Origin of the sequence: Mesorhizobium sp. AA23 (assembly GCF_001672435.1) — a bacterium.
In the GTDB taxonomy this organism is placed as follows: Bacteria; Pseudomonadota; Alphaproteobacteria; order Rhizobiales; family Rhizobiaceae; genus Mesorhizobium.
The window spans coordinates 803275-830036 of record NZ_LYTP01000012.1 but is presented as its reverse complement, the minus strand read 5'-3'; the positions used below and the strand labels follow the sequence as shown (position 1 = coordinate 830036).

At 63.9% G+C, this 26762-nt stretch carries 26 protein-coding genes and 1 other RNA gene; 5 read left to right on the top strand and 22 right to left on the bottom strand.

Annotation, left to right across the window (positions count from 1 at the left end; genetic code table 11):
• Window positions 1–130: 130 nt before the first annotated feature.
• The 10 genes from miaB to A9K66_RS14530 all read right to left on the bottom strand — a co-directional run bounded on the left by miaB (window position 131) and on the right by A9K66_RS14530 (window position 9803).
• Window positions 131–1540: a tRNA (N6-isopentenyl adenosine(37)-C2)-methylthiotransferase MiaB gene (miaB, locus tag A9K66_RS14575; RefSeq protein ID WP_067324515.1), complete on the bottom strand. Its 1410-nt coding sequence runs from the start codon at window positions 1538–1540 to the stop codon at window positions 131–133.
• Window positions 1541–1614: 74 nt separating this feature from the next.
• Window positions 1615–2427 carry a lysophospholipid acyltransferase family protein gene (locus A9K66_RS14570; RefSeq protein WP_067324513.1) on the bottom strand — a complete coding sequence of 271 codons (813 nt, stop codon included), beginning with the start codon at window positions 2425–2427 and terminating at the stop codon, window positions 1615–1617.
• Between the two features lie 27 nt (window positions 2428–2454).
• Complete coding sequence (rimI, locus tag A9K66_RS14565) at window positions 2455–2949, bottom strand: ribosomal protein S18-alanine N-acetyltransferase (RefSeq protein ID WP_067324509.1); 495 nt, start codon at window positions 2947–2949, stop codon at window positions 2455–2457.
• Window positions 2949–3677, bottom strand: coding sequence for a tRNA (adenosine(37)-N6)-threonylcarbamoyltransferase complex dimerization subunit type 1 TsaB (tsaB, locus tag A9K66_RS14560; RefSeq protein WP_067324508.1), 729 nt, complete (start codon window positions 3675–3677; stop codon window positions 2949–2951). Before tsaB ends, rimI begins: the two co-directional genes overlap by 1 nt.
• 133 nt (window positions 3678–3810) lie before the next feature.
• Window positions 3811–4917, bottom strand: coding sequence for a DUF1513 domain-containing protein (locus A9K66_RS14555; protein WP_067324762.1), 1107 nt, complete (start codon window positions 4915–4917; stop codon window positions 3811–3813).
• A gap of 4 nt (window positions 4918–4921) precedes the next feature.
• Window positions 4922–6001: an imelysin family protein gene (locus A9K66_RS14550; RefSeq protein ID WP_082953862.1), complete on the bottom strand. Its 1080-nt coding sequence runs from the start codon at window positions 5999–6001 to the stop codon at window positions 4922–4924.
• Window positions 6001–7602, bottom strand: a complete 1602-nt coding sequence (locus tag A9K66_RS14545) for a di-heme oxidoredictase family protein (protein ID WP_067324506.1) — start codon at window positions 7600–7602, stop codon at window positions 6001–6003. Before A9K66_RS14545 ends, A9K66_RS14550 begins: the two co-directional genes overlap by 1 nt.
• Before the next feature lie 12 nt (window positions 7603–7614).
• Window positions 7615–8100, bottom strand: coding sequence for a bacterioferritin (gene bfr, locus A9K66_RS14540; RefSeq protein ID WP_067324504.1), 486 nt, complete (start codon window positions 8098–8100; stop codon window positions 7615–7617).
• Complete coding sequence (locus A9K66_RS14535) at window positions 8066–8377, bottom strand: (2Fe-2S)-binding protein (RefSeq protein ID WP_066996295.1); 312 nt, start codon at window positions 8375–8377, stop codon at window positions 8066–8068. Before A9K66_RS14535 ends, bfr begins: the two co-directional genes overlap by 35 nt.
• A gap of 109 nt (window positions 8378–8486) precedes the next feature.
• Window positions 8487–9803, bottom strand: coding sequence for an imelysin family protein (locus A9K66_RS14530; protein WP_067324502.1), 1317 nt, complete (start codon window positions 9801–9803; stop codon window positions 8487–8489).
• Between the two features lie 428 nt (window positions 9804–10231).
• On the opposite strand from A9K66_RS14530, the gene A9K66_RS14525 reads away from it, so the two are divergent.
• The 3 genes from A9K66_RS14525 to A9K66_RS14515 are packed head-to-tail and all read left to right on the top strand — an operon-like array spanning window position 10232 to window position 12084.
• On the top strand, window positions 10232–11485 hold the full coding sequence (locus A9K66_RS14525) for an FAD-dependent oxidoreductase (protein ID WP_067324500.1): 1254 nt from the start codon (window positions 10232–10234) through the stop codon (window positions 11483–11485).
• 38 nt (window positions 11486–11523) lie between these two features.
• Window positions 11524–11754 (top strand): type II toxin-antitoxin system ParD family antitoxin, encoded by a 231-nt coding sequence (locus A9K66_RS14520; protein WP_067324498.1) that lies wholly within the window; start codon window positions 11524–11526, stop codon window positions 11752–11754.
• A complete protein-coding gene (locus A9K66_RS14515) occupies window positions 11755–12084 on the top strand; it encodes a type II toxin-antitoxin system RelE/ParE family toxin (protein ID WP_067324496.1) in 330 nt (109 codons plus the stop codon).
• 57 nt (window positions 12085–12141) lie between these two features.
• On the opposite strand, the gene A9K66_RS14510 is transcribed toward A9K66_RS14515, so the two are convergent.
• The 12 genes from A9K66_RS14510 to ffs form a co-directional block, all read right to left on the bottom strand.
• The gene (locus tag A9K66_RS14510; protein ID WP_067324759.1) at window positions 12142–13419 is read right to left on the bottom strand and encodes a 4-aminobutyrate--2-oxoglutarate transaminase; all 1278 of its coding nucleotides are present in this window, start codon (window positions 13417–13419) and stop codon (window positions 12142–12144) included.
• Between the two features lie 395 nt (window positions 13420–13814).
• On the bottom strand, window positions 13815–14561 hold the full coding sequence (locus A9K66_RS14500) for an ABC transporter ATP-binding protein (protein ID WP_067324757.1): 747 nt from the start codon (window positions 14559–14561) through the stop codon (window positions 13815–13817).
• A complete protein-coding gene (locus A9K66_RS14495) occupies window positions 14558–15418 on the bottom strand; it encodes an ABC transporter ATP-binding protein (RefSeq protein WP_066996477.1) in 861 nt (286 codons plus the stop codon). Before A9K66_RS14495 ends, A9K66_RS14500 begins: the two co-directional genes overlap by 4 nt.
• 24 nt (window positions 15419–15442) lie before the next feature.
• A complete protein-coding gene (gene nikC / locus A9K66_RS14490; protein WP_067324493.1) occupies window positions 15443–16363 on the bottom strand; it encodes a nickel transporter permease in 921 nt (306 codons plus the stop codon).
• A complete protein-coding gene (locus A9K66_RS14485; RefSeq protein WP_067324491.1) occupies window positions 16360–17427 on the bottom strand; it encodes an ABC transporter permease in 1068 nt (355 codons plus the stop codon). Before A9K66_RS14485 ends, nikC begins: the two co-directional genes overlap by 4 nt.
• Window positions 17428–17445: 18 nt before the next feature.
• On the bottom strand, window positions 17446–19083 hold the full coding sequence (locus A9K66_RS14480) for an ABC transporter substrate-binding protein (protein ID WP_067324489.1): 1638 nt from the start codon (window positions 19081–19083) through the stop codon (window positions 17446–17448).
• Window positions 19084–19358: 275 nt separating this feature from the next.
• Window positions 19359–20633, bottom strand: a complete 1275-nt coding sequence (locus A9K66_RS14475; protein WP_067324487.1) for a lytic murein transglycosylase — start codon at window positions 20631–20633, stop codon at window positions 19359–19361.
• Window positions 20634–20817: 184 nt separating this feature from the next.
• Window positions 20818–21423: a recombination mediator RecR gene (recR, locus tag A9K66_RS14470; RefSeq protein ID WP_066996262.1), complete on the bottom strand. Its 606-nt coding sequence runs from the start codon at window positions 21421–21423 to the stop codon at window positions 20818–20820.
• Window positions 21424–21544: 121 nt separating this feature from the next.
• On the bottom strand, window positions 21545–22534 hold the full coding sequence (locus A9K66_RS14465) for a cell wall hydrolase (protein ID WP_067324486.1): 990 nt from the start codon (window positions 22532–22534) through the stop codon (window positions 21545–21547).
• A 216-nt stretch (window positions 22535–22750) separates the two neighbouring features.
• Window positions 22751–23074, bottom strand: coding sequence for a YbaB/EbfC family nucleoid-associated protein (locus A9K66_RS14460; protein WP_066996259.1), 324 nt, complete (start codon window positions 23072–23074; stop codon window positions 22751–22753).
• A 92-nt stretch (window positions 23075–23166) separates the two neighbouring features.
• Complete coding sequence (locus A9K66_RS14455; RefSeq protein WP_067324484.1) at window positions 23167–24978, bottom strand: DNA polymerase III subunit gamma/tau; 1812 nt, start codon at window positions 24976–24978, stop codon at window positions 23167–23169.
• Between the two features lie 106 nt (window positions 24979–25084).
• Window positions 25085–25181: signal recognition particle sRNA small type (gene ffs, locus A9K66_RS14450), an RNA gene on the bottom strand.
• 180 nt (window positions 25182–25361) lie between these two features.
• Here ffs and A9K66_RS14445 point away from each other — a divergent pair.
• A complete protein-coding gene (locus A9K66_RS14445) occupies window positions 25362–25781 on the top strand; it encodes an HIT family protein (protein ID WP_066996253.1) in 420 nt (139 codons plus the stop codon).
• Between the two features lie 39 nt (window positions 25782–25820).
• Entirely contained in the window at window positions 25821–26762 is a 942-nt protein-coding gene (nudC, locus tag A9K66_RS14440) for an NAD(+) diphosphatase (RefSeq protein WP_067324482.1), read from the top strand.

The window sequence follows — 26762 nt, the reverse complement described above, 5'->3', positions numbered from 1 at the left end:
GCCCCGGATGCCTGGTTCTGGGGCGGATTCTTCAGTTCAGCAGCGCTCAACCGTCTCTCCTCATCTGCCGAGGCTTGTGGCTATGCATGTCGTTGTCCCGAAACCGCGAGCACTTTTTGGGCGACATGCATCAGGCCAACTCGGCGAACAGGCTGTTGGGACCTGTCTTCGTGATTCGTACGTCGATAATGTCACCGATTCCGCCGGCCTTGTCGTCAACAATAACAGGCTGCAGCCAGGGCGAGCGGCCGACGATCTGACCGGCATGGCGGCCGGGCTTCTCGATCAGCGTGCTGACGGTGCGGCCGACCAGGCTGGCGATGAATGCCTTCTGCTGCTCGTTGACCAGCGCCTGCAGGCGCTGCAGCCGCTCGTCCTTCACGGCTTCCGACACATGGCCGTCCATCTCGGCGCCCGGCGTGCCGGGACGCGGCGAATATTTGAACGTGAAGGCCGAAGCGTAATTCACCTCGCGCACCAGTTCGAGCGTTGCCTCGAAATCCGCTTCCGTCTCGCCGGGGAAGCCGACGATGAAGTCGCCGGACATGGCGATATCGCCGCGGGCGGCGCGGATGCGATCGATGAGGGCCAGATAATCGCGTGCCGTATGCCTGCGGTTCATCGCCTTCAGTATCCGGTCGGAGCCAGACTGCACTGGTAAATGCAGATAGGGCATCAAGGCCGGCAGGTCACGGTGCGCGGCGATCAATTCATCATCCATGTCGCGCGGATGGCTGGTGGTGTAGCGCAGCCGCGCCAGGCCGGGAATTTTCGCCAGGCGGAAGAGCAGGCGGCCGAGGCCCCATTCCTCGCCGTTTTCGCCCTCGCCGTGCCAGGCGTTGACGTTCTGACCGAGCAGCGTCACCTCGCGCACGCCAGCCTCGGCGAGGCGCTCGGCCTCGGCGACGATCTGGGCCACCGGCCGCGAGACTTCGGAGCCGCGCGTATAGGGCACGACGCAGAAGGTGCAGAACTTGTCGCAGCCCTCCTGAACGGTAAGGAAAGCGGTGACGCCGCGCTTTGCCAGCTCGGCGCGCTTCGGCTGCGGCAGATGCTCGAATTTGTTCTCAATGGCGTAGTCGGTCTCGACGATCTTCTCGCCGCCGCGTACCCTCGCCAGCACGTCGGGCAGCCGGTGATAGGTCTGCGGGCCGATGACGAGATCGACGGCCGGCGCACGGCGTATGATTTCCGCCCCTTCGGCCTGTGCCACGCAGCCGGCGACGCCGATCAGCAGCTCACGGCCGGCCTCGGCGCGCTCGGCCTTCATGTCGCGGATGCGGCCAAGCTCCGAATAGACTTTTTCGGCTGCCTTCTCGCGGATGTGGCAGGTGTTGAGCAGCACCAGATCGGCGTCTTCGACGGCGTCGGTGGCGACATAGCCGTCGGCCGCCAGCGCATCGGTCATACGCTGGGAATCGTAGACATTCATCTGGCAGCCATAAGTCTTGACGAAGACTTTCTTCGCCGCCCCGGCATGCACCGGCTCGCGCTCAGGCGCGGTGCCGATGTCGTGGCTTTCAATCGTGTTCAATTCCATCGGGCGGCTTCTAACGCCTTTCCGCGACAAAAAACAGCCGATTCCGGCAGGCTACGGCGCCGCGCGTCGGTTTTTCAAGCTATGCGCTGACGACTGGGACGCGGCTCGGCGAGCGCAGCCTGCATCATCTCGCGCACCCTGGCTTCCATCAATCTTGCCGTTTCCTTGCGGTTTGAACCCTTGGAGAAGGGCACCGGATCACCGAAATGCACTTCGGCATCGAGCGAGCCTTCGGCAAGCAAACCCTTCAAATGCGGCATCAGGTCCTGGTCGCCGATCCAGGCGGCGATCGGCCGGTGACGGCGGCCCATCGGCACGCCATGCAGGCGCGTATAGGCGATCGCCACCGGCTGGATAAACACTTGGTCCGCCGCCCCTTCCGAAATCGCCATCGAGGCGGCACCGAACAAGGTGCTCTTGAACGGCAGCACCAGATTGCCGTCGCCGGTCGAACCCTCGGCGAACAGCACCATCGCATCGCCCTTGGCCATGCGTTTGGCGATCTCGCTCGCCTGGTCGCCGGAGGTGCGTTTGCGCTCGCGCTCGATGAAGACGGTGCGCTGCAGCTTGGACAGCATGCCGATCATCGGCCAGCCTTCCATGTCGGCCCTGGCGATGAACTTCACATCGACAAAGGAACCGAGCACCATGATGTCGGTCCAGGAGATGTGGTTGGCCGCGATGAGCAAGGGGCGCTCCTTCGAGAGCGCGCCTTTGACGTGCACGCGCATGCCGAGCGCCTTGAGGATCATGCTGTGCCAGATTTTGAGGACCACCGTCTCCGGCCAAAGCCTCGTCTTCATCGACAGGAGCTGCAGCGGCGCCAGCACCAGCGTGCCGGCGGCGACGAGGCCGAACGCCAAGAAAATCCGCAATTTCTTGATCATTCGCTCCGGCCCTATCCCACGGTCTGGCTAGCGAAGATCGCGGCGCATGACAAGCGCGCCGGTCGGGCCGTGCTCGGTCGACCGGTAGTAGTTCGGACGCTGGCCGACCTGACGGAAGCCGAGCCGGCGATAGAGCGCGATGGCCGGCGTATTGGTCTCGTCGACCTCGAGGAACAGCGCCTCGGCGCGCTGCGCATGCAATTCGCGCAGCACCGCATCGATCAATTGCCAGCCAAGCCCCTGGCGCCGATGGGCGCGAGCCACCGCGACCGTAAGGATCTCGCCCTCGCCTGCCGCGAGCCGCGCCAGCACGAAACCGACCGGCGGCTTCGCACCCTGCCCGGTCTCGCGCGCGGCGAAACCGAACACGGTTTCCTGTTCGAGCAGTGCCGCGAACTCGCCATCGGTCCAGGGGCGAACGAAATCCTCGCGATGCAGCACCGCAACGGCGGCGCTGTCGGCCACCGTCAGCGGCTCCAGCGCATAATCCCTGCGGCGCGGCTGAAAGAAAGGGATGCGCATCAGGATTTTTTTCCCTTTGGTGCATGATCTTCTCCAGAACCCGGCTTCCCGGATTCATGGCTCCGCCTTGGCAGAATGAAACCGGCCTGCGGCTTGGCGTCGGCGCCGCGCAGATAGAGCGGCTTCGGCTTTGCGCCTGGCCCTTTCGCCGCGGCCAGTCGGGCATAGGTCGCTATGTCGGCTGTGGCAACGGCCGGCCCGGTGTCGAAACCATGTCCGCTCGCCGCGATCAGCGGCGCGGCGGTGCCGGTGAGGACCGCTTTCGCATCGACTGCCATTCCGGTCGCTTGGGAAAGCGTGGCCACCATTGGTCCGTAAGTCAGAACTAACGCTTCATCGAAAAGTGCCGCATGGAGTTCCTCGCGGCCGGCGTCGAGCGCCGCCAGCACGGCGCGGCCGGGAAAGGCATTCGCGGCCTCCGCCGCCAACGCTTCCAGCGTCGTCACGCCGATGGCCGGGATCTTCAGCGCCAGGGCCAAGCCGCGCGCGGTCGAGACGCCGACGCGCAGGCCAGTGAAAGAACCGGGGCCGATCGAGACGGCTACAGCGTCCAAGCCTTGGTAGCCGATCCCGCTGGCCTTCAATGCCGCCTCGATGACGGCCATCAGATGCTCGGCATGCCCTTTGCCGAGGTCGAGCACCTGGCGGCCAAGCTCGATGCCAGCGTCAGCGTCGTGTACGCAGGCGGCGCAGAGATTGGCGGCGCAGTCGATGGCGAGCAGCTTCATAGGGCCGGTTAACCAACTGGATCAAAACACATTCCCTGTGCCCGGCATGGCCCGCCGCCGCAAGGGCCACGCCGCATAAATGTTATGCGGCTTGGCTTTAGCGCGACATCAGCGAAGCTGGCCTTGACAGCGATCAGCCCGCAGCCGCGATGCGCAGCACGTGGTTGTCCCAGACATAGTCAGGTTCGGCGCGCGACCCGCCCGCACCGCCGACGATCTCGCCAGCGCCAGTCGTTGCCATGAAGTCGGCGCCGTCCGGCGCGAGACCGCAAACTTCGACCAGCGACTTCGTTGCGACAACGCGTCCGCTGGCGGCATCGATGACGGCCAGCGAATTACCCTCCGGCGAGGTCACGGCGACGGTGCCGGCATCGGGATTGGCGGCAACCGAGCCGATATAGTTGCGGAAGCCCGACAGCACGTCCTGCGGCATCTCCAAAAGCTCGAGCTCCTTGCCGCGCGCGGCGCGGCCGACCAGTGCCGGCCGGTCAGTCGCCGGCCCGCGATACTGGCAGCCGAACCAGACGGTGCCCGCCTGGTCGCGGTCCATATGACGGATCGACAGCTGATGCAGCGCCGGCGGCAATTCGTGCTTTTCGATCAGGTCGCCAGTGATGCGGTCGACCAGCGTGTAGGAAGGCTTCATCGTTGCGATGTTGAGCTCGGCGCGGCCGAAATCCGGATGCGTTTCGATGCCGCCATTCGCGACGGCGAGCGTCCTGCCGTCGCCGAGCAGCAGTAGTTCGTGCGGACCCGTGCCGTAGGTCGGGAACTCGCCGATGCGGCTGAACTTCGCCCGCGCGTCATAGACGCCGACGACGCCGGCGGCGTTGTCGAAATCATTTTCCGTTGCATAGAGCAGCGCGCCGTCGGGCGAGAACACGCCGTGACCGAAGAAGTGCCGGCCGGCGATGCTGGCGATGGTCAAAGGCTCCTCGCGGCCGGTGTGGTCGAAGACCATCGCAAAGGTGCCGGGCTGGCGGGCGAAGACGATCGAGCGTTTCGACACCGGATCGAACGCGACGTCGTGGCCACGGTCGGGCAGATCGAGCGTGTGCAGGATCTTGCCGGCCTCGGAGAGCACGGCGGCGCCGAAGCTGCCGTCGCGCCTGACGAAGGCCGTGGCGAAGACGGCGTCCGTTGCAAGCGTCTCCGCCCAGGCGCGCGGCGCCATCGCCGCGGCGAAGCCGGCGCCGGCGGCACGCAGAAAGTCGCGGCGATCGATGAGCGGCGTCGTCACGGCGTCAATCACCATCCAGCGACGAAAAGCCGGCGGTCAGGCCAAACTCGGCGGTCATCCTGGTGCCGATCAGGGTCGAGAGGCTGGAGGTGATCAGCGCGAGATGCTCGAGCTTGTCGCGTAGCGCCGGATCGGCGAGCGCCTTGTCGATCGGGCCGCTAACAGACTTCGCCGTCGCCACGCCGTTGGTCAGCTGGATGTGGATGGATTCGGCCATCCACCGCGCATCGGCGGGCAGCGCACCGCCAAGCTTCGAGGCCTGAAACAGCTTGTCGATGCCGGACAGATTTCCGGCCAGCGAATTCAGCGTGTTCTGCGAACGCCAGTAGATCGCCTGCTTCGGCTTGTCAGCATCGGGCTTCGCGCCAAGAAAACCTTTGAGCCGCACGTCGCGGATCATTTCCAGCTCATTGATGAAAACGCCGACCAGTTCCGTGACCGCTTCGGTGCCATCACGATAGAGCGGGTTCTTCGGCCCCGGATTGGCCCAGAGCGAGGCAAAACCATCGGGCTTGCTCCATGCCTCGCGGACCTCGCCGGCAATCGCCTGGATGTTGCTGGCCACCGCCGCCCCGTAGGCGCAGCGATAGGGATCGTCCTTACTGGCAAGCGTTTCGGCACCATCGCCGAACAGCACATATTCCAACGCACCGAGGCCCTGCATGGCAACGCTCTTTCGCGCGAGTTGCGCCGGATCGTCGGCGGATGGATCCTTGGCAACGAGGGTCGACTGCACCTGCCTCAATCCGATGCTCTTGCGGTCCGGCCAGTACAGCATGCGCTCCAGCCGGTTGTTTTCCTTGATGGGCCCGAAGGCGATGATCTCGGCCACCGACCAGGCTTCGACTGTGGCGGAAAACTCGGTACGCGCCGCGTCGAGATTTTGCTGGGACGGCGCATTGCAGAGCTGGCGCATCGCCTGGGTCAGGGTCCCGGCATGATCGTCGAGGCTGGCGTAGGCCGGGCGGACGAAGCCGTCGATCGCGCGTCCGATAAGATCGGAAGCTTTGACCGCGGCCTGGGTCGGCAAGGCCGCGGCCAGCAAGAAAGGAAGGGCAAGCGCGGCGGCACGTCGGTTAAACATCAGAGCGACTCCAGGAATTTGATCAGCGCATCGCGGTCGGCCGCAGCTGCGCCGGCAAAGCGGTCGCGCGCCTTCTGGCCCTCGCCGCCATGCCACAGGATCGCCTCTTCGAGCGTCCGCGCGCGGCCGTCATGCAGATAGAAGCTGTTGCCATTGACCGTGGCGGTCAGGCCGATGCCCCAGAGCGGGGGCGTGCGCCATTCGCTGCCGCTCGCTTCCCCCACGCGCTGCCCGTCGGCGAGACCCTCGCCCATGTCGTGCAGCAGGAAATCGGAATATGGCCAGATCAGTTGGAAGGCTTGCGCCTTGTTGGGCGTGCCGCGCATGGTGACGAATTTCGGCGTGTGGCAGGAAATGCAGCCCATCTCGTAGAACTGCTTCTTGCCGGAAAGAACCTCCGGCTTGTCGAGGTCGCGCCGCGCCGGCACAGCGAGGTTCTGCGAATAGAAGGTGACGAGGTCCATGACCGGGGGCGGCGCTTCCGCCGCGCCCAGGCGCTCTTGGACGCCATTCGGCAGGGTAAGGCACGCCTTCTCAGCCTCGGTGCAATCGCCCCAATGCTTCGGCACTTCAGGCGTCGAGATGCCGATATCGCCGGCAAAGGCATCGGCGGCCTGCTGCCGGATCGATGCGGCCTGAGCTTTCCAGCCGAAGCGGCCCAAAGTTATCGCGCCGCTCAACTCCTCGCGAACTATGTTCGGCCGGCCGGAGATGCCGTCGCTGTCGCGGTCATGCGGATCGGCAAGGGCAAGGATGTCGGCCGGGGCGATCTGCTCAATCAGGCCGAGCCCGATCATCGGCGGCGTCAGGCGCGGCGACAACGTCGTGCGCGGGTCGAGCGGGCCATAGCCCGGATTCTCGACCGAGTAGCGGGGCTTGCGCAGCAAAACGACGGCACCGTCGCCCAGCGTTACCTTCTCTTCCGAATAGTCGATGCGCATGCGGCCTTCACCCTTGAGGCCGGGAACGGCCAGATCCTGCAATTGCGAGCCATAGACAGGATCGGGGAAATTCAGCAGCTTATGGTTGGCAAGTTCGGCTCTCTCCTCGGCATTGCTTGCGTCGCGCGCCAGCCGCAAGAACATCGAGGTCGAGCCTGCGCCGCTTCCCGGCGGTCGGCCGCGACCATCCTTCAGATGGCAGTTCTGGCAGGCGCGTTCGTTGAACAGCGGACCGAGCCCGTCGGACGCCTGGGTCGATGACGGCGACGACACCCAGTTCTTGCGGAAAAGCGCATTGCCGAGCTTGAAGGTCCCTTCCTCCTCGAAGGTGATGTTGGCGGAAGGCTGCGAGAAGGCGTCGCGGTTGACGCCCTTCCTCGACGTGCCGGCGCCGCCCTGCATCAGCTCGAACGGTTCGGGCTTTGTAAAGTCGGTCGTAGGCTTGGTGACCGCCAACACCCGCGCCTGATCCTCCGGCGTCAGATCTGTGCGGCTCGTCGGCAGACCCGCCGGCTCGCCCGCCATGGCGGGAGCAGAAAGCGTGATTGCCAGCAGGAGCGTGGCACCGCGCCAGATCCGGTATCGCGGGTTCCTCGGGAGCAGCAGGCCGGCTATCTCGGCCCGCCATGAGCGGCGCGAAAAATCTATCGGGCGCCGCATTCCCGCATGTCCTTACTCCGCCTCGTTGGCCGAGTCGGCGTTGAGCTGGCCGTACTTTTCCTCGCCGATCGAGGCGAGCAGGTCGAGCTGACTCTCCAGGAAGTCGATGTGGCCTTCCTCGTCCGTCAGCAGATCCTCGAACAGTTTCATCGACACATAGTCGCCCGCATCCTGGCAAATCTCGCGCGAGCGCTTGTAGGAGGTGCGCGCGTCATATTCGCCGGCGAGATCGGATTCGAGCACTTCCTTTACATTCTGGCCGATACGCAACGGCGCGACCGACTGCAGGTTCGGATGGCCTTCGAGGAAGATGATGCGGGCAACCAGCCGGTCGGCGTGATGCATTTCTTCGATCGATTCCGCCCGCTCCTTCTTCGCCAGCTTGGTGTAGCCCCAGTCTTCGAGCAGACGATAATGGACCCAGTACTGATTGACGGCACCAAGCTCCAGAAACAGGGCTTCGTTAAGCCGCTCGATGACCTGCGGTTCGCCTTTCATGGGTTCTGCTCCCGAATTGGCCGCGCAGTCCTCTGACGCGGTCCAGGTGTGAAACGATATCCGCGCCGCTCCCCTCTGAACGGGCGTGGTAATTCTCGGTGACCCGAATGATCGTTTCCACCACATTTGGAAAGCAGCCGCAACAGCGGCCGCGCTTGCGCATGGCATGATAGACCTTGGCCGGCACGATAAGCTGCCAGGGATCTTCATCCAGCAGACCGATGATCGTCTGCTCGATCTCCTTCTCGGTGATGATGTTGCAATGGCAGATCAGCATTCACTTGCTCTGGCTGGCGGCACTGTTCTGGCGCCGTTTGGCTTGTTTCTCAATTGAGCATGATCTTGTCCAAAAACCGGCTTCCACTTTTTGGGATCATGCTCGGGTGCTACTTGAACACCTTGTCCGGAGCATCAAGGCTGTCGGAGCCCTCGAACGCGATGGCATTGAGCTTGAGTGAGCCGACCGCGCGTTCGATCGACTTGGTCTGGTCGATCAGCGCGTCGATCGCCGCCTGCACCGTGGCGTTGCCTTCCGCATTGCCCTCGGCGATCTGCTGGTCATAGGCCTCGCCGGCCAGCGCCCGCGCCTTGATCGCTTCCATCTTGGCGACCGAAGTATCGAGCTTGTCCGACAGTTCCTTGTCGATCGCCGGATCGGCCACCTTCATCATGTCCGACACCGACGGGCCGGAAACCACGGTGCCGTCGAGACGCGTATAGTTGGCGTGATAGGCGGCGCGGATGCCGATCGCATCATAGAGATGCGAGTTGTAGGTGTTGTCCGAGAAGCAGTCCTGCTCCTCCTCCGGATCGTGCAGCAAAAGGCCGAGCTTCATGCGCTCGCCGGCCAGTTCACCATAGGAGAGCGATCCCATGCCGGTGAGGATGGTGGAGATGCCGGAATTCGGCTCGCCATCGACGAGGGTCTTGCGCGCGGCGCCGTCTTCCTTCCAGTTGTTGACCATCTCCTGCAGGTCGGAGACCAGAAGGTCGCTTGCCGACTTCAGATATTCCGCGCGGCGGTCGCAATTGCCGCCAGTGCAGTTCTTGAGATCGTAGTCGGTGTACGGGCGCTCGCCGGCGCCTGGACCGGTGCCGTGCAAATCCTGGCCCCAAAGCAGGAATTCGATGGCGTGATAGCCGGTCGCGACATTGGCCTCGACGCCGCCGGCTTCCTGCAGCGTGCCTGACAGGAACTCCGGCGTCAGCTTCGAGGCGTCGACCTTCTTGCCGTTGATCTCGATCTCCTTGTTCGCAATGACGTTCGCCGTATAGAGCGAGTTCTCGTCCGACTCGGTGCCGTAGCTCTTGGCGACATAGTCGATCAGGCCTTCGTCCAGCGGCCAGGAATTCACCTTGCCTTCCCAGTCGTCCACGATCTTGTTGCCGAAGCGGTAGACCTCGGTCTGCTGGTAAGGCACGCGCGCCGCCTTCCAGGCGTCGCGTGCAGCGTTGAGCGTCTCTGCCGAGGGCTTGGCGAGAAGCGCGTCGACGGCCTTGTCGAGCGCCTCAGCCGTGATCAGCGAATCCTCGTATTTGGCGAGCGCGATGTCGGCATAGGTCTTGATCACCGCCTTCGCATCGGTTTCGGCCTTCGCCGGCAGCACGAACACGGCCGCCGTCAGCGCCGCGGTGGCGCCGATCGCGGCAAGCCTGGTGCCCCAACGTAGCGCAATAGTTCGCGGCGTGATTATCGCTTTCATCAATCCCATCTCCTCAAAAATTCAATGACATAGGCATGCGGCCGCCGGCGCGCGGCGCCAGCGCAAGCACGAATGAGCGGAAAGGCAAAGTTGCCGCGCAATGGCGCGGCCAATCAGCAAAAGACACCGAAATGCCTCCAATCGAAAGGGTTCAAGGCCCAGACATCAAAGGAATGCGCCAGCGGCGCAGCCCTCCATAAAGCGGCGGAGCGGCTGGAAGTCAACTGGCGGTACAGAGAAAATTCAATTGAAACAACAGTTTAGAATTATTCTAAACTGGAATTATCAACTTTAAGGCGGCGCATGCGGCGGACATCCGGATTGACAGGCGGCCATCCTGGGTGCGACCCGGACCACGGCTCTTGCGGCGGCGGCAGACAATCGCCACTTGGCGGAAGATCCTAGATTTGAAGGCAAAAAGGGCTGCGATGAAGAACGGGGTGGTCATTGTCGGTGCGGGTCATGCGGGCGTGCAGGCGGCCGCTAGCCTGCGTGAGGAAGGCTATGACGGGCCGGTCATCCTGATCGGCGACGAGAACGAGCCGCCCTATCACAAGCCGCCGCTGTCCAAGACCTTCATCAAGGATGCCGACGCCAAGCCGCAGCCTTTGCGCGGCGAGGCCTTCTATTCCGGCAATGCCATCGACTACCGGCCGGGCGTTTGGATCGACAGGATCGATGGTGGCGAGCGCAGGCTGGACGTTTCCGGCGGCGGCACAATTGCCTTCGACCGGCTGGTGCTGGCCACCGGCTCGCGGCCGCGCCTCCTCAAGCTCGATGGCGCGGAGCTCGCCGGCGTGGTGTCGCTGCGCTCGCTGGCCGATGCGCGGCTGATCCGCGAGTTGAGCGCGCAGAGCGAAGAGGTCGTCATCCTCGGCGGCGGCTTCATCGGCCTCGAAATCGCAGCGACGCTGAGGGCCGCCGGCCGCAGGGTCACCGTCGTCGAGGCGCTCGACAGGCTTCTCGGCCGCGCCGTGGCGCCGGCAATCGCGGCGCATGTGCGCCAGCGCCTGGAGGCGATGGGCGTGCGCCTGCTCACCGGCACCACGGTTGCCCGTCTGGAAGGCGAAGGCGGCCGCGTTTCGGCCGCGATCACGTCAAGCGGCGAGCGCCTGCCGGCGCAACTGGTGATCATCGGCATCGGCGTGGTGCCCAATGTCGAGCTGGCCGAAGCCGCCGGCATCGCGATCGCCAACGGCATCCGCGTCGACCAGCATATGCAGAGCTCGATCCCGGAAATCCTCGCCGTCGGCGATGCCGCCTCCTACCGGCACTGGTTCACCGGCGGCGACGTGCGGCTGGAATCGGTGCAGAACGCCACCGACCAGGCGCGGCTTGCCGCGCGCACCATCGTCGGCCATGCCGAACCCTTCGCGGCCGTGCCTTGGTTCTGGTCGGATATCGGCGACATGAAGTTGCAGATGGTCGGCCTGACGCAAGGCGGCGACAGCCATGTCGTGCTGGGCGAGCCGGCCGAGAACAGGTTCTCGATCTACCACTATGCCGGCAACCGGCTGCTGGGCATCGAATCCGTCAACCGCCCGGCCGACCACATGCTCGGCCGCAAGATGCTCGGCGCCGGCTTCTCGCCCGCGCCTCACACCGTGGCAGCCGGGCCGGATGCGCTGAAGGCGGCGCTTGCGGCCTTCAGCCAGGACGAGCCGGCAAGGGCCAGCGCGTAGAGATTGCCAATTTTTGCCATCAGCCTTACATTGGTTGAATGAGCACGATGAATATCTCACTGCCCGACAGCTTGAAGCATTTTGTCGATCAGCAGGTGACGGAGCGCGGCTACGGCACGAGCAGCGAATATGTGCGTGAATTGATTCGCCACGATCAGGATCGTCAGCGTTTGCGCGGTCTGCTTCTTGAAGGCGCTTCGTCCGCGCCAGGCGCTCCTGTCGGTGACGACTATTTCGCGGCGCTGCGCAAGCGAGCGCTGGGCCAATAATTGGTTGCCGTAAAGGCAATTATTCCTCGTGCCCTTGCCTTGCGGGATATCGAAGACACTGTCGATTATTATGCACGCGAAGCTGGTTCGCACGTGGCGCTAGCCTATGTCGAGGATCTTCAAACTGCCTACAAAGTGATAGCCAACCATCCTGCATCGGGCTCGCTGAGATATAGCTATGCGATTGGACTACCCGGTCTGCGCAGTGTGCAATTGAAGCGCTATCCGTACCTGATTTTCTATGTCGAACAGGCCGATCATATCGATGTGTGGCGGGTCCTGCACGCCAAAATGGATATTCCAGCCTGGTTACAGAATCCGAACTCCTGACGGCGAGTTGCCGCACCGGCCTGGGCCGCCAGGAGAATCATTCGCACCGTCCGCCCCTTAGGCCGCGCGCGCCTCGCGGATCGAGGTCTCCAATATATCCAGCGCCTCCGTCATGACGCCGTCCTGGATGGTGATTGGCGACAGGAAGCGGATGACGTTGCCGTAGACGCCGCAGGTGAGCAGGATGAGGCCCTTGTCGAGCGCCTTCAGCCGCACCGCATTGGCTAATTCCGCCGAGGGCAGGCCCTTCTTCACATCATTGAACTCGACGGCGTTCATGAAGCCCGGGCCGCGGATGTCGACGATCTCCGGCACGTCCTCGCGGATCGACGCCAGCCGCTGCTTCAGCCTGGCGCCGAGCGCGTTGGCGCGCTCGCACAGCTTTTCTTCCTCGATGACGTCGAGCACGGCATGCGCCGCGGCGACGCCGATCGGGCTGCCGCCATAGGTGCCGCCGAGCCCGCCCGGTCCAGGCGCGTCCATGATCTCGGCGCGGCCGGTGACGGCCGACAGCGGGAACCCGCCGGCGAGGCTCTTGGCCATGGTGGTGAGATCCGGCGCCACGTCATGGTGCTCCATCGCGAACATCTTGCCGGTGCGGGCAAAGCCGGTCTGCACCTCGTCGGCGACAAGAAGGATGCCGTGCTGGTCGCAGGTCTTGCGCAGTGCCGTCATGAAATCGCGCGGCGCCTCGTAGAAGCCGCCCTCGCCCTGCACCGGCTCGACGATGATGGCCGCGACCCTGGCCGGATCGACATCGGCCTTGAACAGCTTGTCGAGCGCTGCAAGCGAATCCGCGACCGACACGCCGTGCAGCGCGACCGGGAACGGCGCATGGAAGACATCGGCCGGCATGGCGCCGAAGCCAACCTTGTAAGGCACGACCTTGCCGGTCAGCGCCATGCCCATGAAGGTGCGGCCGTGGAAGCCGCCGGAAAAGGCGATGACCGCCTGGCGACCGGTGGCGTTGCGCGCGATCTTGATGGCGTTCTCGACCGCCTCGGCGCCAGTGGTGACGAAGACGGTCCTCTTGTCGAACTTGCCGGGCAGCATGCCGTTCAGGCGCTCGGCGAGGCGCACATAGCTCTCGTAAGGAACGACCTGATGGCAAGTGTGGGTGAAGCGGTCGAGCTGCGCCTTGACCGCCTCGATCACTTTCGGATGGCGGTGACCCGTGTTGACCACCGCAATGCCCGACGAGAAGTCGATGTAGCGGCGGCCCTCGACGTCCCAGATTTCCGAATTCTCGGCACGATCGGCGTAGATCTGCGTGGTCATGCCGACGCCGCGCGAGATCGACTGGTTCTTGCGTTCGGAAATGGCTGAATTCTTCATCTCACACCTCATCGGGCCGGCGCCCGCTCCGTTTTGATGCCGTCAAAGCCTCTTCTGACCTTATTTCAGGTTTTCCTCAAGTCGGCACATTGGCCCAGTCGATTGGACCTGCCGCAAGGCCGAAATCGATCTCGACCAGCCAGTCGATCGTCAGGCAGAAACAGTTTCCTTTTCCGGCCGATCGATTATCCTCGCTGCAGCCGCGACGTGCCGCTGCCGGGAGCGGCTTCCCGCGGGCCGAGGGAACCATGAGCAGGAACGCGACATCGTCCGCCTTGCCGTCCTTGCCGCTCCGCCCTGCATGTCGGGTGCGGGATGGCGCCAAAGCAGACGTGATCGTTGCTGCGGAGAGTTAAAAGCCAGGTCGCACCCCGTCGCGAACCTGCGAGAGAAAACTACACCCTCACAAACCCCTCGCTCGCCCGAAGCAGGTTGCGCGTATAATCCTCGCTCACGCGGTGGCCGATCAGCTGGCTTGCGGTCAGCGTCTCCACCGCTTCGCCGTTCTGCATCACCATCAGCCGTTCGCACATATGGGTGATGATGGCGAGGTCGTGACTGACCATCAGAAAGGTGAGCTTGCGCCGCCGCCGCACCTCTTCGAGCAGGTTCAGCACCTCGGCCTGGACAGAAGCATCGAGCGCCGAGGTCGGCTCGTCGAGCAAAAGGATCGAAGGTTCGAGGATCAGCGCGCGGGCGATCGCGACACGCTGGCGCTGGCCGCCGGAGAGCTGGTGCGCATAGCGGAAGCGGAAACCCTTGCCGAGGCCGACTTCGTCCAGCGCGCGCTCGATGCGCTTCTCGCCATCCTGGATTGCGTGAATGGCGAGCGGTTCCTGCAGCAGCCGGTCGACGGTCTGGCGCGGATGCAGCGACCCATACGGATCTTGGAAGACCATCTGCACGTCGCGGTAAAAGGCCTTGTCGCGGGTCTTGCCAAGCGTCTTGCCGTTGATAGCGATGGTGCCGGCAGCGACAGGCGCAAGGCCGGTGATTGCCTTGAGCAGGGTCGACTTGCCGGAGCCGCTTTCGCCAACCAGGCCGTAGGACTCGCCTTCCCTGACTTCGAGTTTAACGCCCTTCAGCGCGCGGAAGCGGTCGAAAATCACCTCCAGCCCTTCGATGGTGATGGCGGCCGTCATGCCGCCCACTCCGGCTTGCGGTCGAGCACCGGCAGCGGGTGTCGCTCGAAGCCGATCCTCGGCATGCAGTTGAGCAGGCCGCGCGTATAGGGATGCTGGGCCTCGCGCAGCTCGGACGCCTTGAGCTGCTCGACCACCTTGCCGGCATACATGACGACCACGCGGTCGCAGAAGGAGGACACCAGGCGCAGATCATGCGAGATGAAGATCAGCCCCATGCCGCGCTCGGCGACCAGCCTATCGAGAATGTTCAGCACATCGAGCTGCACGGTGACGTCGAGCGCCGAGGTCGGCTCGTCGGCGATCATCAGTTCCGGCCCGGCGATCAGCATCATGGCGATCATCGCGCGCTGGCCCATGCCGCCCGAGACCTCATGCGGGTGAAGGTCGAAGACACGGGCCGGATCGCGAATCTGGACCGCCCGAAGCATCTCCAGCGCGCGCTCGCGCGCTTCGGCCTTTCCAACTTTCTCATGCGTGCGCAGCGTCTCGACGATCTGGCGGCCGATGGTCATCACCGGATCGAGCGAGTATTTCGGGTCCTGCAGGATCATGGCGATGCGGTTTCCCCGCAGCGCACGGCGCCGGCTGGATGACACCGAGAGCAGGTCGATGCCGTCGAAGCGCAGCTTTTTCGCCGACACCTCGGCCTGCGGCGGTGTCAGGCCCATGATGGCGCGGCCGGTCTGCGACTTGCCGGAGCCGCTCTCGCCGACGATGCCCAGCCGCTCGCGGCCGAGCGAGAAGGACACGCCGCGCACCGCCTGCACGATCCCGGTGCGTGTCGGGAAAGTGACGCGCAGATCGTCGACTTCGAGCAGCGTGCCTTTCGTTTGCCTATCGGAATTGCCGCTCATTGGTTGCCGCTCATCGGTCGCCACTCATTGGTCGCCGCTCCGGGGATCGAGCGCGTCGCGCAGGCCGTCACCGAGCAGGTTGAAGCCGAGGCTGACGATGAGGATGGCAACGCCTGGTGCGGCAGCCACCCACCACTGGTCGAGGATGAAGCGGCGGCCGGACGCGATCATCGCGCCCCATTCGGGCAGCGGCGGCTGCGCGCCGAGGCCGAGGAAGCCGAGGCCTGCGGCGGTGAGGATGATGCCCGCCATGTCGAGCGTCACCCGGATGATCAGCGAGGAGATGCAGAGCGGCATGATGTGGCGCAGCACGATGCGGAAGGGCGAGGCACCCATCAATTGCACCGCCTTGATGTAGTCGGAATTGCGCACCGTCAGCGTCTCGGCGCGCGCGATACGCGCGTAAGGCGGCCAGGAGGTGATGGCGATCGCCAGCACCGCGTTCTCGATGCCGGGGCCGAGCGCCGCAACGAAGGCCAGCGCCAGTACCAGCTTCGGGAAAGCCAGGAAGATGTCGGTGATGCGCATCAAAATGGCATCGGTCCAGCCGCCGGCATAGCCTGCGACGGTGCCGACCAGCAGGCCGATGGGCGCGGCGATGATGGCGACGAGGATGACGACATAGAGCGTCCAGCGCGAGCCGTAGAGGATGCGCGAGTAGATATCGCGGCCGAGGTCGTCGGTGCCGAACCAATGCGCGGCGCTCGGCGCCAGCAGACGGGCATTCTTCAGGTCACCCACGGTTGGCGAGTAGGGTGCCAGCACGCCGGCAAGCGCGGCTACCACCACCAACGCGAGAATGATGAGCAAACCGATGAGCGCGAGCCGGTTGGCTGTGAAGCGCCGCCAGGCCACATAGGCGCGGCCGAGCCTTGCCTGCATGCGCGAGGACGGCCGCTCGCTGAGCAGCCATTCGCGACGGGTTTGCATCGTCTCGGCGCTCATTCGACTTTCGTCCGTGGATCGAGGAGCCGATAGAGCAGGTCCGACAGAAGGTTGATGGCGATGAAGACCGAGCCGATGATGATGGTGCCGCCGAGCACCGCGTTCATGTCGGCGTTCTGCAATGAATTGGTGATGTAGAGGCCGATGCCCGGCCAGGAGAAGACGGTCTCGGTCAACACCGAGCCTTCGAGCAGGCTGGCATAGGAAAGCGCGATCACCGTCACCATCGGCACAGCGGCGTTGCGCAGCGCGTGGCCCCAGATGATGCGCGTCTCCGACAGGCCCTTGGCGCGCGCGGCGACGATATATTCCTGCGCCATCTCGTTCAGCATGAAGGAGCGCGTCATGCGGCTGATATAGGCGAGCGCGAAATAGCCAAGCAGGGAGGCCGGCAGGATGATGTGGCGGTAGGCGTCGTAGAAGACATCCCACTGTCCCTGCATGGCCGCATCGAGCAGGTAGAAGCCGGTGATCGGCGTGAAAGTGTATTCGTAGACGACGTCGAGCCGCGCCGGAAAGGCGACCCATTGCAGCTTGGCGTAGAACAGGACGAGGCCGAGCAGCCCCAGCCAGAAGATCGGCACGGAATAGCCGATAAGGCCGATGATGCGCACGATCTGGTCGATAAGGCTGCCGCGCCGCACCGCGGCCAGCACGCCGAGCGGCACGCCGATGACGGCGCCGATGATCGTGCCGAGCGTCGCCAGCTCGATGGTCGCCGGAAAGACGCGGCGGATGTCGGACATCACCGGATTGGTGGTCAGCACCGAAGTGCCGAAATCGCCGCTGAGCGCGTTTTTGACGTAGATGTAGAACTGCTGGATCAGCGGCAGGTCGAGCCCCATCTCGCGGCGCGTGCGCTCGACGACGGCTGTCGGGGCCCGGTCGCCGAGCACGGCCAGCACCGGATCGATCGGGATGACGCGGCCGATGAAGAAGGTCACCGCGAGAAGACCGAGATAGGTCGTCACCGCGATGACCAGGAAGCGGCCGATCGACGACAGAAGCGCGACGGCACGGGCGCCGCCGCGCCCCGCCGCCGCCTGGTTCTCAGCTACGCTCACGCGGCGCGTCCGAAAGCGCTATTCCTTCGAGACCGGCCAGACGAAGTTGGTGTCGAAGCTCGGGCCGAGCTTGAAGTCCTTCAGGTTCTTGCGCAGCCCCGCCACCTCCAGCTGCTGATGGATGATGACGAAGGGGCTGGTGTCGAGGATCTTCTTCTGCAGGTCCTTGTACATGTCGGCGCGCTTGGCGGAGTCCTTCTCGAGCAGCGCCGCCTCGGTTTCCTTGGTCAGGTCCGGAATATCCCAGGCATTGCGCCAGGCCAGTGTCTTGATCTTGGCACTGTCGGAATTGTCCGGGTTCGAGGCGAAAGTCTGCGCGTTGGAGTTCGGGTCGAAATAGTCCTGGCCCCAATTGCCGATATAGATGTCGTGGTTGCGGGCGCGGTATTTGGTCAGCGTCTGCTTGCCGTCGCCGGGGATGATCTCAAGCTTGATACCGGCCTGGCCGAGCGTCTGCTGGATCGATTCCGCCATGCCGGTGGTCGGCTGGCCGGTGCGCACGTCCATGGTCACTTTGAAGCCATCAGCCAACCCGGCCTTTGCCAGCAGCTCCTTGGCCTTGGCGACGTCGAGCTTGAACGGATTGTCGTCGATCGCGCCGAGGTCGCCCTTGGGCAGGAAGGACTGGTGGATCTCGCCGATGCCCTTCAGGATGGTCGAGGCCATCGCATCATAGTCGATGAGATATTTGAACGCCTGACGCACCTCAGGCTTGGCGAGGTTCGGGTTCTTCTGGTTAAGGCTGATGTAATAGACCGTGCCCTTCGGCGCGCTTGTCGTGGTGAGATCGGCGTTTTTGGAGATGGCATCGAGATCGTTCGGTTCCAGATTGCGGGCGACATCGATGTCGCCGGCCTCCAGCGCCAGGCGCTGCGCCGAGCTCTCCTTCATGTTGCGGTAGATGACGCGGGCGAGCTTGGCCTTCTCGCCATTGTAATTGTCGTTACGCTCCAGCACGACAGCCTCGTTGGCGCGCCATTCGCGCAGCTTGTAGGGGCCAGAGCCGGCATAGCCGGTCTTCAGCCAGGCGTTGCCGAAGTCGTTGTCCCATTTGTAGTCGGCGCTCGGCGTGACGGCGGCGACATGCTCCTTGACCAGCTTGCTGTCGACGACCGAGGCGACGGTGGCCGACAGGCAGTTCAGCACGAAGCTCGGCGCATAGGCCTTGTCGACAACGAACTGGAAGGTGGTGTCGTCGACCGCTTTCGCCTTCTCGGTGACATTGTCGCCACTGATGCCGAACTGATTGATGATGAAGGCCGGGCTCTTATCGAGCTTGATGGCGCGCTCGAAGGAATAGGCGACATCGGCCGCGGTGATCGGATTGCCGGAGGCGAACTTCATGCCGGGCTTGAGCTTGAAGGTATAGGTCAGGCCGTCATCCGAAACGCTCCAGCTTTCGGCGAGATCGCCCTTGACCTTGGAAGTATCGTTGAGGTCGAGGCGGACCAGAAGATCATAAGTATTGCCGGTAACCTCGGCGGTCGACAGCTCGAACGCTTCGCCCGGATCCATCGAGATGATGTCGTCGATTGCGAAACCTTCGACCAGCGTGTCGGCAGGCGAGACCGCAAAGGCCGGCACCGCGAGCAGCGCCGACATCGCCACACCCGCGAGCAAGCCACGAGAGCGAAGAGCAAACCTTTCCAGCATCATGGTAGTCGTTCCCTGTTTTGTTGATTGTTGACCTGAGTTCCCGGCTCAGGGTTGCAGAATTCCTTGGGACCGATCGACGGCCCACCGACCTTACCGTCGTGGTTTTTGTCCAGTTGGTCAACACCCTATTCGGCGGCGTTCGAACCCGCAACGCGCATTTTTCGAGACAGCTTATTGGGCCAGAATGGGCCACCGCGAGTCGACCCAGGCGCCGGCTAGCCGAAGCCGTCGATTGGGAAAAATCTGCCAAATCTTGGCCGCTTGGAAGTCGCCCGTCATTTCAGCTGCGCGACCAGGTTCGCGTCCGGAAAGCAGGTGGCGGTCTTGCCGTTCTTCGCTTGCCAGACGCCGATCGAGCGGCGTGTCTTGAAGCCGGGCAGGCCGTCGGCGCTGCCGACATCGTAGCCCTTCGCCTCCAGCGCTTGCTGGAGGGCAGCGATATCGGACCGGTGGAGATCGCCCACCCGCCCCCAGGTACCGGCAAAGGTGGCGTCGCCTTTGGCGATGCGATCGGCGGCGTGGCCGATGAACAGCGCATAGAGATCGCTGGTGTTGTATTGCTTCAGCACATAGAAATTCGGCGTGACGATGAAAGCGGGGCCGCTGCGTCCGGCCGGCATCAGCAGGAAACCCTCGGCCTTGAGTTCACTGGCCGGAAACGCCTTTCCGTCGGCGCGCCTGATGCCCATCGCCACCCAGTCAGAAATCTTCTTACCCTGGTCGGGTCCTTCGAGCGCGCAGGAGACGTTTGCCGGCGCAATCACCTCGGTCCCCCAGCCGCGCCCCCTCACCCAGCCATAGTGGACAAGATAGTTGGCGATGGAGGCGAGCACGTCCGGCGTCGAATTCCAGATGTCGGGCCGGCCGTCGCCGTCGAAATCGACGGCATGCTTGAGGAAGGACGTCGGCATGAATTGCGGCTGGCCGAGCGCGCCGGCCCAGGAGGACTTCATCGCATTGACCGGAGCGAGCCCGCGCTCGACGATCTCTAGTGCGGCCAGCACCTCGGTGCGGAAGAAATCCTTCTTCGTCGACATGAACGCCTTGGTGCCTAGCACCTCGAAGGCGTCGTAGGGCATTTTGGCGGCGCCGAAGCCGGTCTCGCGACCCCAGATCGCCAGCACGATCTCGCCAGGCACGCCGTAGCGCTTCTCGATGAGCCCAAGCACGCGGGCGTTGGCGCTCTCGCGCGACCGTCCTCCGCCGGTGACGGCCCGAATGGTCTTCTCGGCGAAATAATTGGCGGGCGGACCGAACTCCGCCTGGTGCTGTTTTTGCGGCGTCGCCGGCTTCTCGCCGGGCATGACGAGATCCGGCAGTTTCAGGTTCGGCTTCACGCCGATGAAGGCGGCGTCGAAGGTCTTTTTGGAAATGCCTTTGGCCTTGGCCTCGGGCCAGAGGTCGTTTTGCAGCCAGGCCTGGAATTGGTTGTCGATGGGCGTGGCGCGAGCGGGGAGGGTGAGGAGGACGGCAAGCGCCGCAAGGAAAAATGCGAAGCCGAATTTGGAAAAGCCGCGTTCTGTCGCGCCCCCCTCTGTCTTGCCGGACATCTCCCCCACTTGGGGGGAGATTGGCTGTTTCGGTGCCCCGCCTCTTCCTGCGACCTTGGATATTGGCGAAAGCCGGCGTGACGTCTGATCTCCCCCCTTGCGGGGGAGATGTCCGGCAAGACAGAGGGGGGTGGGACGGAGTGCGGCCTTTCCGGGAAAAACGCCAGTCACCAATCCCCTCCCCTCAAAACGCCGTCCTCGAGCGCAGCGCCGCGGCAAGCGTGCCTTCGTCGAGATAGTCGAGTTCGCCGCCGACCGGAACGCCATGCGCGAGCCTAGTCACCTTGACCTCGAAACCCGAGAGCTGATCGGTCAGGTAGTGCGCCGTGGTCTGGCCCTCGACGGTGGCGTTGACGGCAAGGATCACCTCCTTCACCTCGCCGCCGGCGACACGGTCTACCAGCGAGCGGATGTTGAGCTGGTCCGGGCCGATGCCATCGAGCGGCGACAGCGTGCCGCCGAGCACGTGATAGCGCACATTCATGGCGGCGGCGCGTTCCAGCGCCCAGAGATCGGAGACGTCCTCGACGACGATAAGCGTGCCGGCATCGCGGCGTGGATCGGTGCAGATCATGCACGGGTCGGAGGTGTCGACATTGCCGCAGGTCGAGCAGATGCGCACTTTATCGGCCGCCTCGCCCATGGCTGCGGCTAAAGGCTCGAGCAGCTGCTCCTTCTTCTTGATGAGATGGAGAGCCGCGCGCCTTGCCGAACGCGGCCCGAGCCCCGGCACCTTGGCCAGGAGCTGGATCAGGCGTTCTATCTCTGGACCGGCGATTCTTTTCGACATCGCTCTGATCTAGAGCAATTCCGGGAAAAGTGCGAAACGGTTTTCAGAGCGCTTTGGTGACATCCGCAACAGGAAATGATCCGCCATGCCGTCAAGGCGGATCATTTGATGGCGGGTTGGCTCAGTAGGCTTCGAGCGGCCGGGACTGGCTGACAATCAGCGCGCCGATGGCGTCGGTGTTCTCAGGCGTCGACTGGAATCCCATCGCCGCTTCCTGCGGAGCGCTCGGAACGGAGGTGATGTAGCGACCTTTCAACGTGCCGCCGAAGCGGGAGGCGTCGGGCTCCTCCATCGGCTCCTGCATCGCCACCATGATCGGCTTCGCCGTGACGCGGCCGGCCTTCTGCCCTGGCGCGGCGGAGGCCGTCACATAGGTCTGCTGGGCAGCAACGGTTGTGGTCTTGGCCGGAAGCGCTGGCGCGGCAGCCGCGGTCGTAGCGGCCTGCTTGGCCGGATCAGCATGAACGATCGTCTTGACCACCGGCTCGGCGGAAGCGACGAGGACCGGAGCGGTGGGGTCGGTCTTCTGCGACTTGCCGGAGGCCATGGCGACCATCGGCTCATCCGGCAACGGCTGCCAGTTGCGGCCGCGCTTCTCATAGAAGGCATTGCCGCCGGCCACCATCGTGTAGTGCATGTTCTTGTAGGGGAAACGCAGGCCGGCGGTGTGGAAGAACATCGTGTTCTTGAGCTTGGCCTTGCGCTCGCCTTTCAGCACTGCCTCGGCGGCTTCCTCGACATCTGGCAATGCCCGCGAATTCATCGGGCGCGTCAGCACGCCCGGGGCGAACTGGCCCTTTTCGCCGACGACCTCGCAGATCGTGCTGCCATGCTGTCCCGAGCGTAGCCGATTCATCACGACCGTGCCGACGGCGATCATGCCGTCACGGCTCGACCGGTTGGACTCGAAGAACATCGCCCTTTGCAGGCACTCCTTGTCCTTCATCGAGTATTTATAGGAACGCGAGCTGAGGAAGCTCGGGGTGACGGCGTCGGTCAGGCTCGCCACCGACATGCCATGTGAAGCGGTCTGGCTGCAGCCGGCCAGGAGCAAGGGGGAAGCGGCGATGCCGATAAGCAGCAGCGGCGTCTTCCATCGCGTCGCGATCAACAAAAAAGCCTCATTTCCAGATGCCAGCCCGCCCCGAGATGTGGCAAGAATGAGACTCTTTCAGGCAAAAAGATGGCTAGATGGTTAGCAATCTCTGGACTTGGGTAAAACTTTATGAATGTCGCGAAATGAGCCCGTGAGCATGCCGGCAAAATGGTTAATATTGCGGCCCGGGCTCAATTTTCGTTCACAATCAATTAACTGGTGGCAGATGCCTTAGAACGGCAATTTCATTCCGGGCGGTATAGGCAAGCCCGCAGTCAATGCCTTGGTCTTTTCCTGCATGACCAACTCGACCTTATTTTTGGCATCATTGTGAGCGGCCAACAGCAAGTCTTCGAGGATCTCCACCTCGTCGTCCTTCAGCAAGGACGGATCGATCTTCAGCGCCTTCATTTCGAACTTGCCGGTCAGGGTCACGCTGACCAGGCCGCCACCCGCCTGCCCAGTGGCTTCCAGGGTGGCGATCTCATCCTGCATGGCCTGGAACTTGGCCTGCATTTCCTTTGCCTTGCCCATCAGGCCGAGAAGATCCTTCATCGTGAAACTTCCTCTTGTTGGAATCTACGTTAACGCGAGTATGATCTTGACCGAAACCGGTCCGTACTCTTTCCCTGACGCGTTCGTCAGCTCTAAATCTCTTCGTCGTCGGCAGCCGGCTCAATCGGCAGGTCGGCGTCAGCGCCTTCCGCTTCCGGCACATCGGGAATGCGCACGTCGATGATCTTGGCGCCGGGAAAGCGGGCGAGGATGGCGGCGACGGTCGGATCGCTCCTGGCATCGGAGAAGGCGTTCTCGCGCTTTGTCGTCTCCATCTCGGCCAGCGTCTTGCTACCCTCTTCCTTCGACAGCGAGACCAGCCAGTTGCGGCCGGTCCAGGCACGCAGCTTGGAGGTCAGGTCGTTGAGCAGCATCTTGGGCGCATCGTCGGTCAGGCAGACGTCGATGCGGCCAGGCTCGATGCGCACCAGCCGCACGCAGCGCTTGACCAACACCTTGAAGGCGATGTCGCGGTTGGCATCGGCCAGGGCCGCGATGTCGGCCAGCGACTTCACCGGAACGGCCGGTGTTTCGATGACCGGTTCGGGCGCCGGGACGAAGGCGGCGGGCGCGGGCTGCATCTCGACCAGCCGCATGGTCTGCCCTCCGCCGTTAGAGGCCGGCATCCGCGCCGGCGCCACGGCATTTGTGCCGCCGCCACTGCTTGCCGGCGCTCCATTGGCGCGCGGAGCGCCATTCGGCACAGGGGCCGCCCCCTCGAGCGATTTCAGCGCTTCGTCCAGCGTCGGCAGGTCGGCGGCGTGCGCCAGCCGGATCAGCACCATCTCGCCGGCGCTGACCGGACGGTTGGAGGACTGCACCTCGGGAATACCTTTCAGGAGCATCTGCCAGGTTCGCGAGAGCACGCGCACCGACAGCGTGCTCGCAAATTCGGCGCCGCGCCGCCGCTCGTCCTCGGAGAGCGAGGCATCATTGGCCGCGGCCGGCACGAACCGCAGACGCGTAACGAGGTGGTTGAATTCCGCCAGGTCGGTGAGCACCGCGGCCGGATCGGCGCCGGTATCGTATTGTGCGCGGAATTCGGACAAGGCCGCCGCAACATCGCCCTTCATGACGTGCTCGAACAGGTCGATGATACGGGCGCGGTCGGCCAAGCCCAACATGGCGCGAACGGCGGCGGCGCTGACGGTGCCGCTGCCATGGGCGATCGCCTGATCGAGGATGGAGAGCGAATCGCGCGCCGAGCCCTCGGCGGCCCGCGCAATCATCGCCAAAGCCTCATCATCCACGGAAATGCCTTCCTTGGCGGCAATCGAGGAAAGATGCGCGACGAGCGCGCCGGCATCGATGCGCCTCAGGTCGAAGCGCTGACAGCGCGACAGAACCGTGATCGGCACCTTGCGGATCTCGGTGGTGGCGAAGATGAATTTGACATGCGGCGGCGGCTCTTCCAGCGTCTTCAACAGGCCGTTGAAGGCCTGGGTGGAGAGCATGTGCACTTCGTCGATGATGTAGACCTTGTAGCGGGCCGCGACCGGCGCGTAGCGGACGCGGTCGATGATGTCCCTGATGTCGTCGATGCCGGTATGGGAAGCCGCGTCCATCTCGATGACGTCGACATGGCGGCCTTCCATGATCGCCTGGCAATGCTCGCCGGGGGTCGAAAGGTCGACGGAGGGCTGGTCGACAGTGGCGGTTTTATAGTTCAGGGCGCGTGCGAGAATGCGCGCCGTCGTCGTCTTGCCGACACCGCGCACGCCGGTCAGCATCCAGGCCTGGGCGATGCGGCCAGTGGCGAAGGCATTGGTGAGCGTGCGGACCATCGGCTCCTGGCCGATCAGTTCGGAGAAATTGGAGGGGCGGTATTTGCGCGCCAGCACGCGATAGGCGCCGGCCTTACCTGTCTCCAGGCTTTCTGGCCCCGAATTTCCGGCTTCGCTCATTCGCCGTCAAAAGCTCCAAGGACCGCGACGGAAGGCGGCCGATTCCTGCGCATAGTCTCGCCCGCACGGCTCGGCGCCGTCAATGTCGCGGGAGAAAGGCGAAGAGGCGGGAGGCTGGAACAATGACCCGTTCCGGGCTCGTTAGGGCTGCTTCCTTCCGGACCTGACCCGGTTGGCGAGTGGATCGTCCACCACCAACCTCCCAAGCTCCATATCGGCAATTCAGCGGCGAAATGCAAGGGTCGTAGTGGATCACCGGCCAGGCCATGCGGTGCAGACGACCTTCAAATCCGCAGGAGCGGTCAATGATTCGCTTGCAGCCACCTTGCCGTCGCTCTAGCGTTCAGGGTTTGAAGCATTCTCGAAAAGTGAGGGAAACGCCCATGCTGCCTGGCCTAAAGGCCGGTTTCACACTGGACGCCCGATTGGAGGCGGACAGTGAGCAGCTCATGTGGCTCGGCCTGTGCGAGCTCCGGCTGATGAACGATCGCCGCTGGCCGTGGCTGGTCCTGGTGCCGCAGCGGCCGGGCGTGGAGGAAATCCACGACCTGACGCCGCTCGACCAGACGATGCTGACCTTCGAGACCAATATGGTGGCGCACGCGCTGAAGCGGGTGACCGGCTGCACCAAGATCAACACCGGGGCGCTCGGCAACATCGTGCGCCAGCTGCACGTCCATGTCATCGCCCGCAGCGAGAGCGACCCCGGCTGGCCAGGGCCGGTCTGGGGGCATGGCATGCGCGAGCCGTATGAGCGCTCCGACATCCGCCGGTTTGCCGAAAAGATCAAGGCAGCGCTATAAGCCCATCAGTGTCCATTCCTGCCCCTCCTCGAGTCTCCTATGAACTTTCGTCTGTTTGACGCGCCTTTGCGCGAGCCGAGCCAATTCGTCGGTTTCGCCGGCAACCGGATCGACCGGCAATCGGAAAACCGCGCCGACGACGCGGTCGAGAAGGCGCTTGGCGAGCGATCGGCGCGGCTGATGCTGATGCATGGCGGCAGGCTTTATCTGAAGCTCGACGACGGCAAATTCGACCCATGGTTCGAAGCGGCGGAAAGCCAGGCCTTCGAGGTTTCGCTCGACGGCGGCGTGCTGCTCGGCCTTTCGGAGAGCGGCCCGGTGCTGGCCGTGCCCGCCGGCATCGAACCGGAAAATCTCCCGGAAACGGTGAAGGCGATCGACTACCGCTCCGTCTATATGCAGGGGCTGATAGACGAAGCGGCGGCCGGCGCGCTGGCGCAGGGCGCTGCGCTGCTCGCCTGGCATGCCAGCCACGCTTTCTGCAGCAAATGCGGCAATCGCTCGGAGATGCGCGCCGGCGGCTACAGGCGGCATTGCGCAGCTTGCGGCACCGACCATTTCCCGCGCACCGATCCGGTGGCGATCATGCTGACGGCGACGCGCGAGAAATGCCTGCTCGGGCGCGGCCGGCATTTCGGGCCCGGCATGTATTCGGCCCTTGCCGGCTTCATCGAGCCCGGCGAGACGATAGAGGCGGCGGTGCGCCGCGAGACGCTGGAGGAGGCCGGAATCCGGCTCGGCCGCGTCGTCTACCACGCCAGCCAGCCCTGGCCGTTCCCCTATTCGCTGATGATCGGCTGCTTCGGCGAGCCGCTCAACGAGGACATCCAGGCCGACCTGAATGAGCTCGAAGACTGCCGCTGGTTTTCGCGCGATGAGGTGCGCTCGATGCTGGAGAGAACGCACCCCGGCGGCCTGATCACGCCGCCGAAAGGAGCGATCGCCCACCACCTCATCCGCGCCTGGGTCAACAGCGAATAG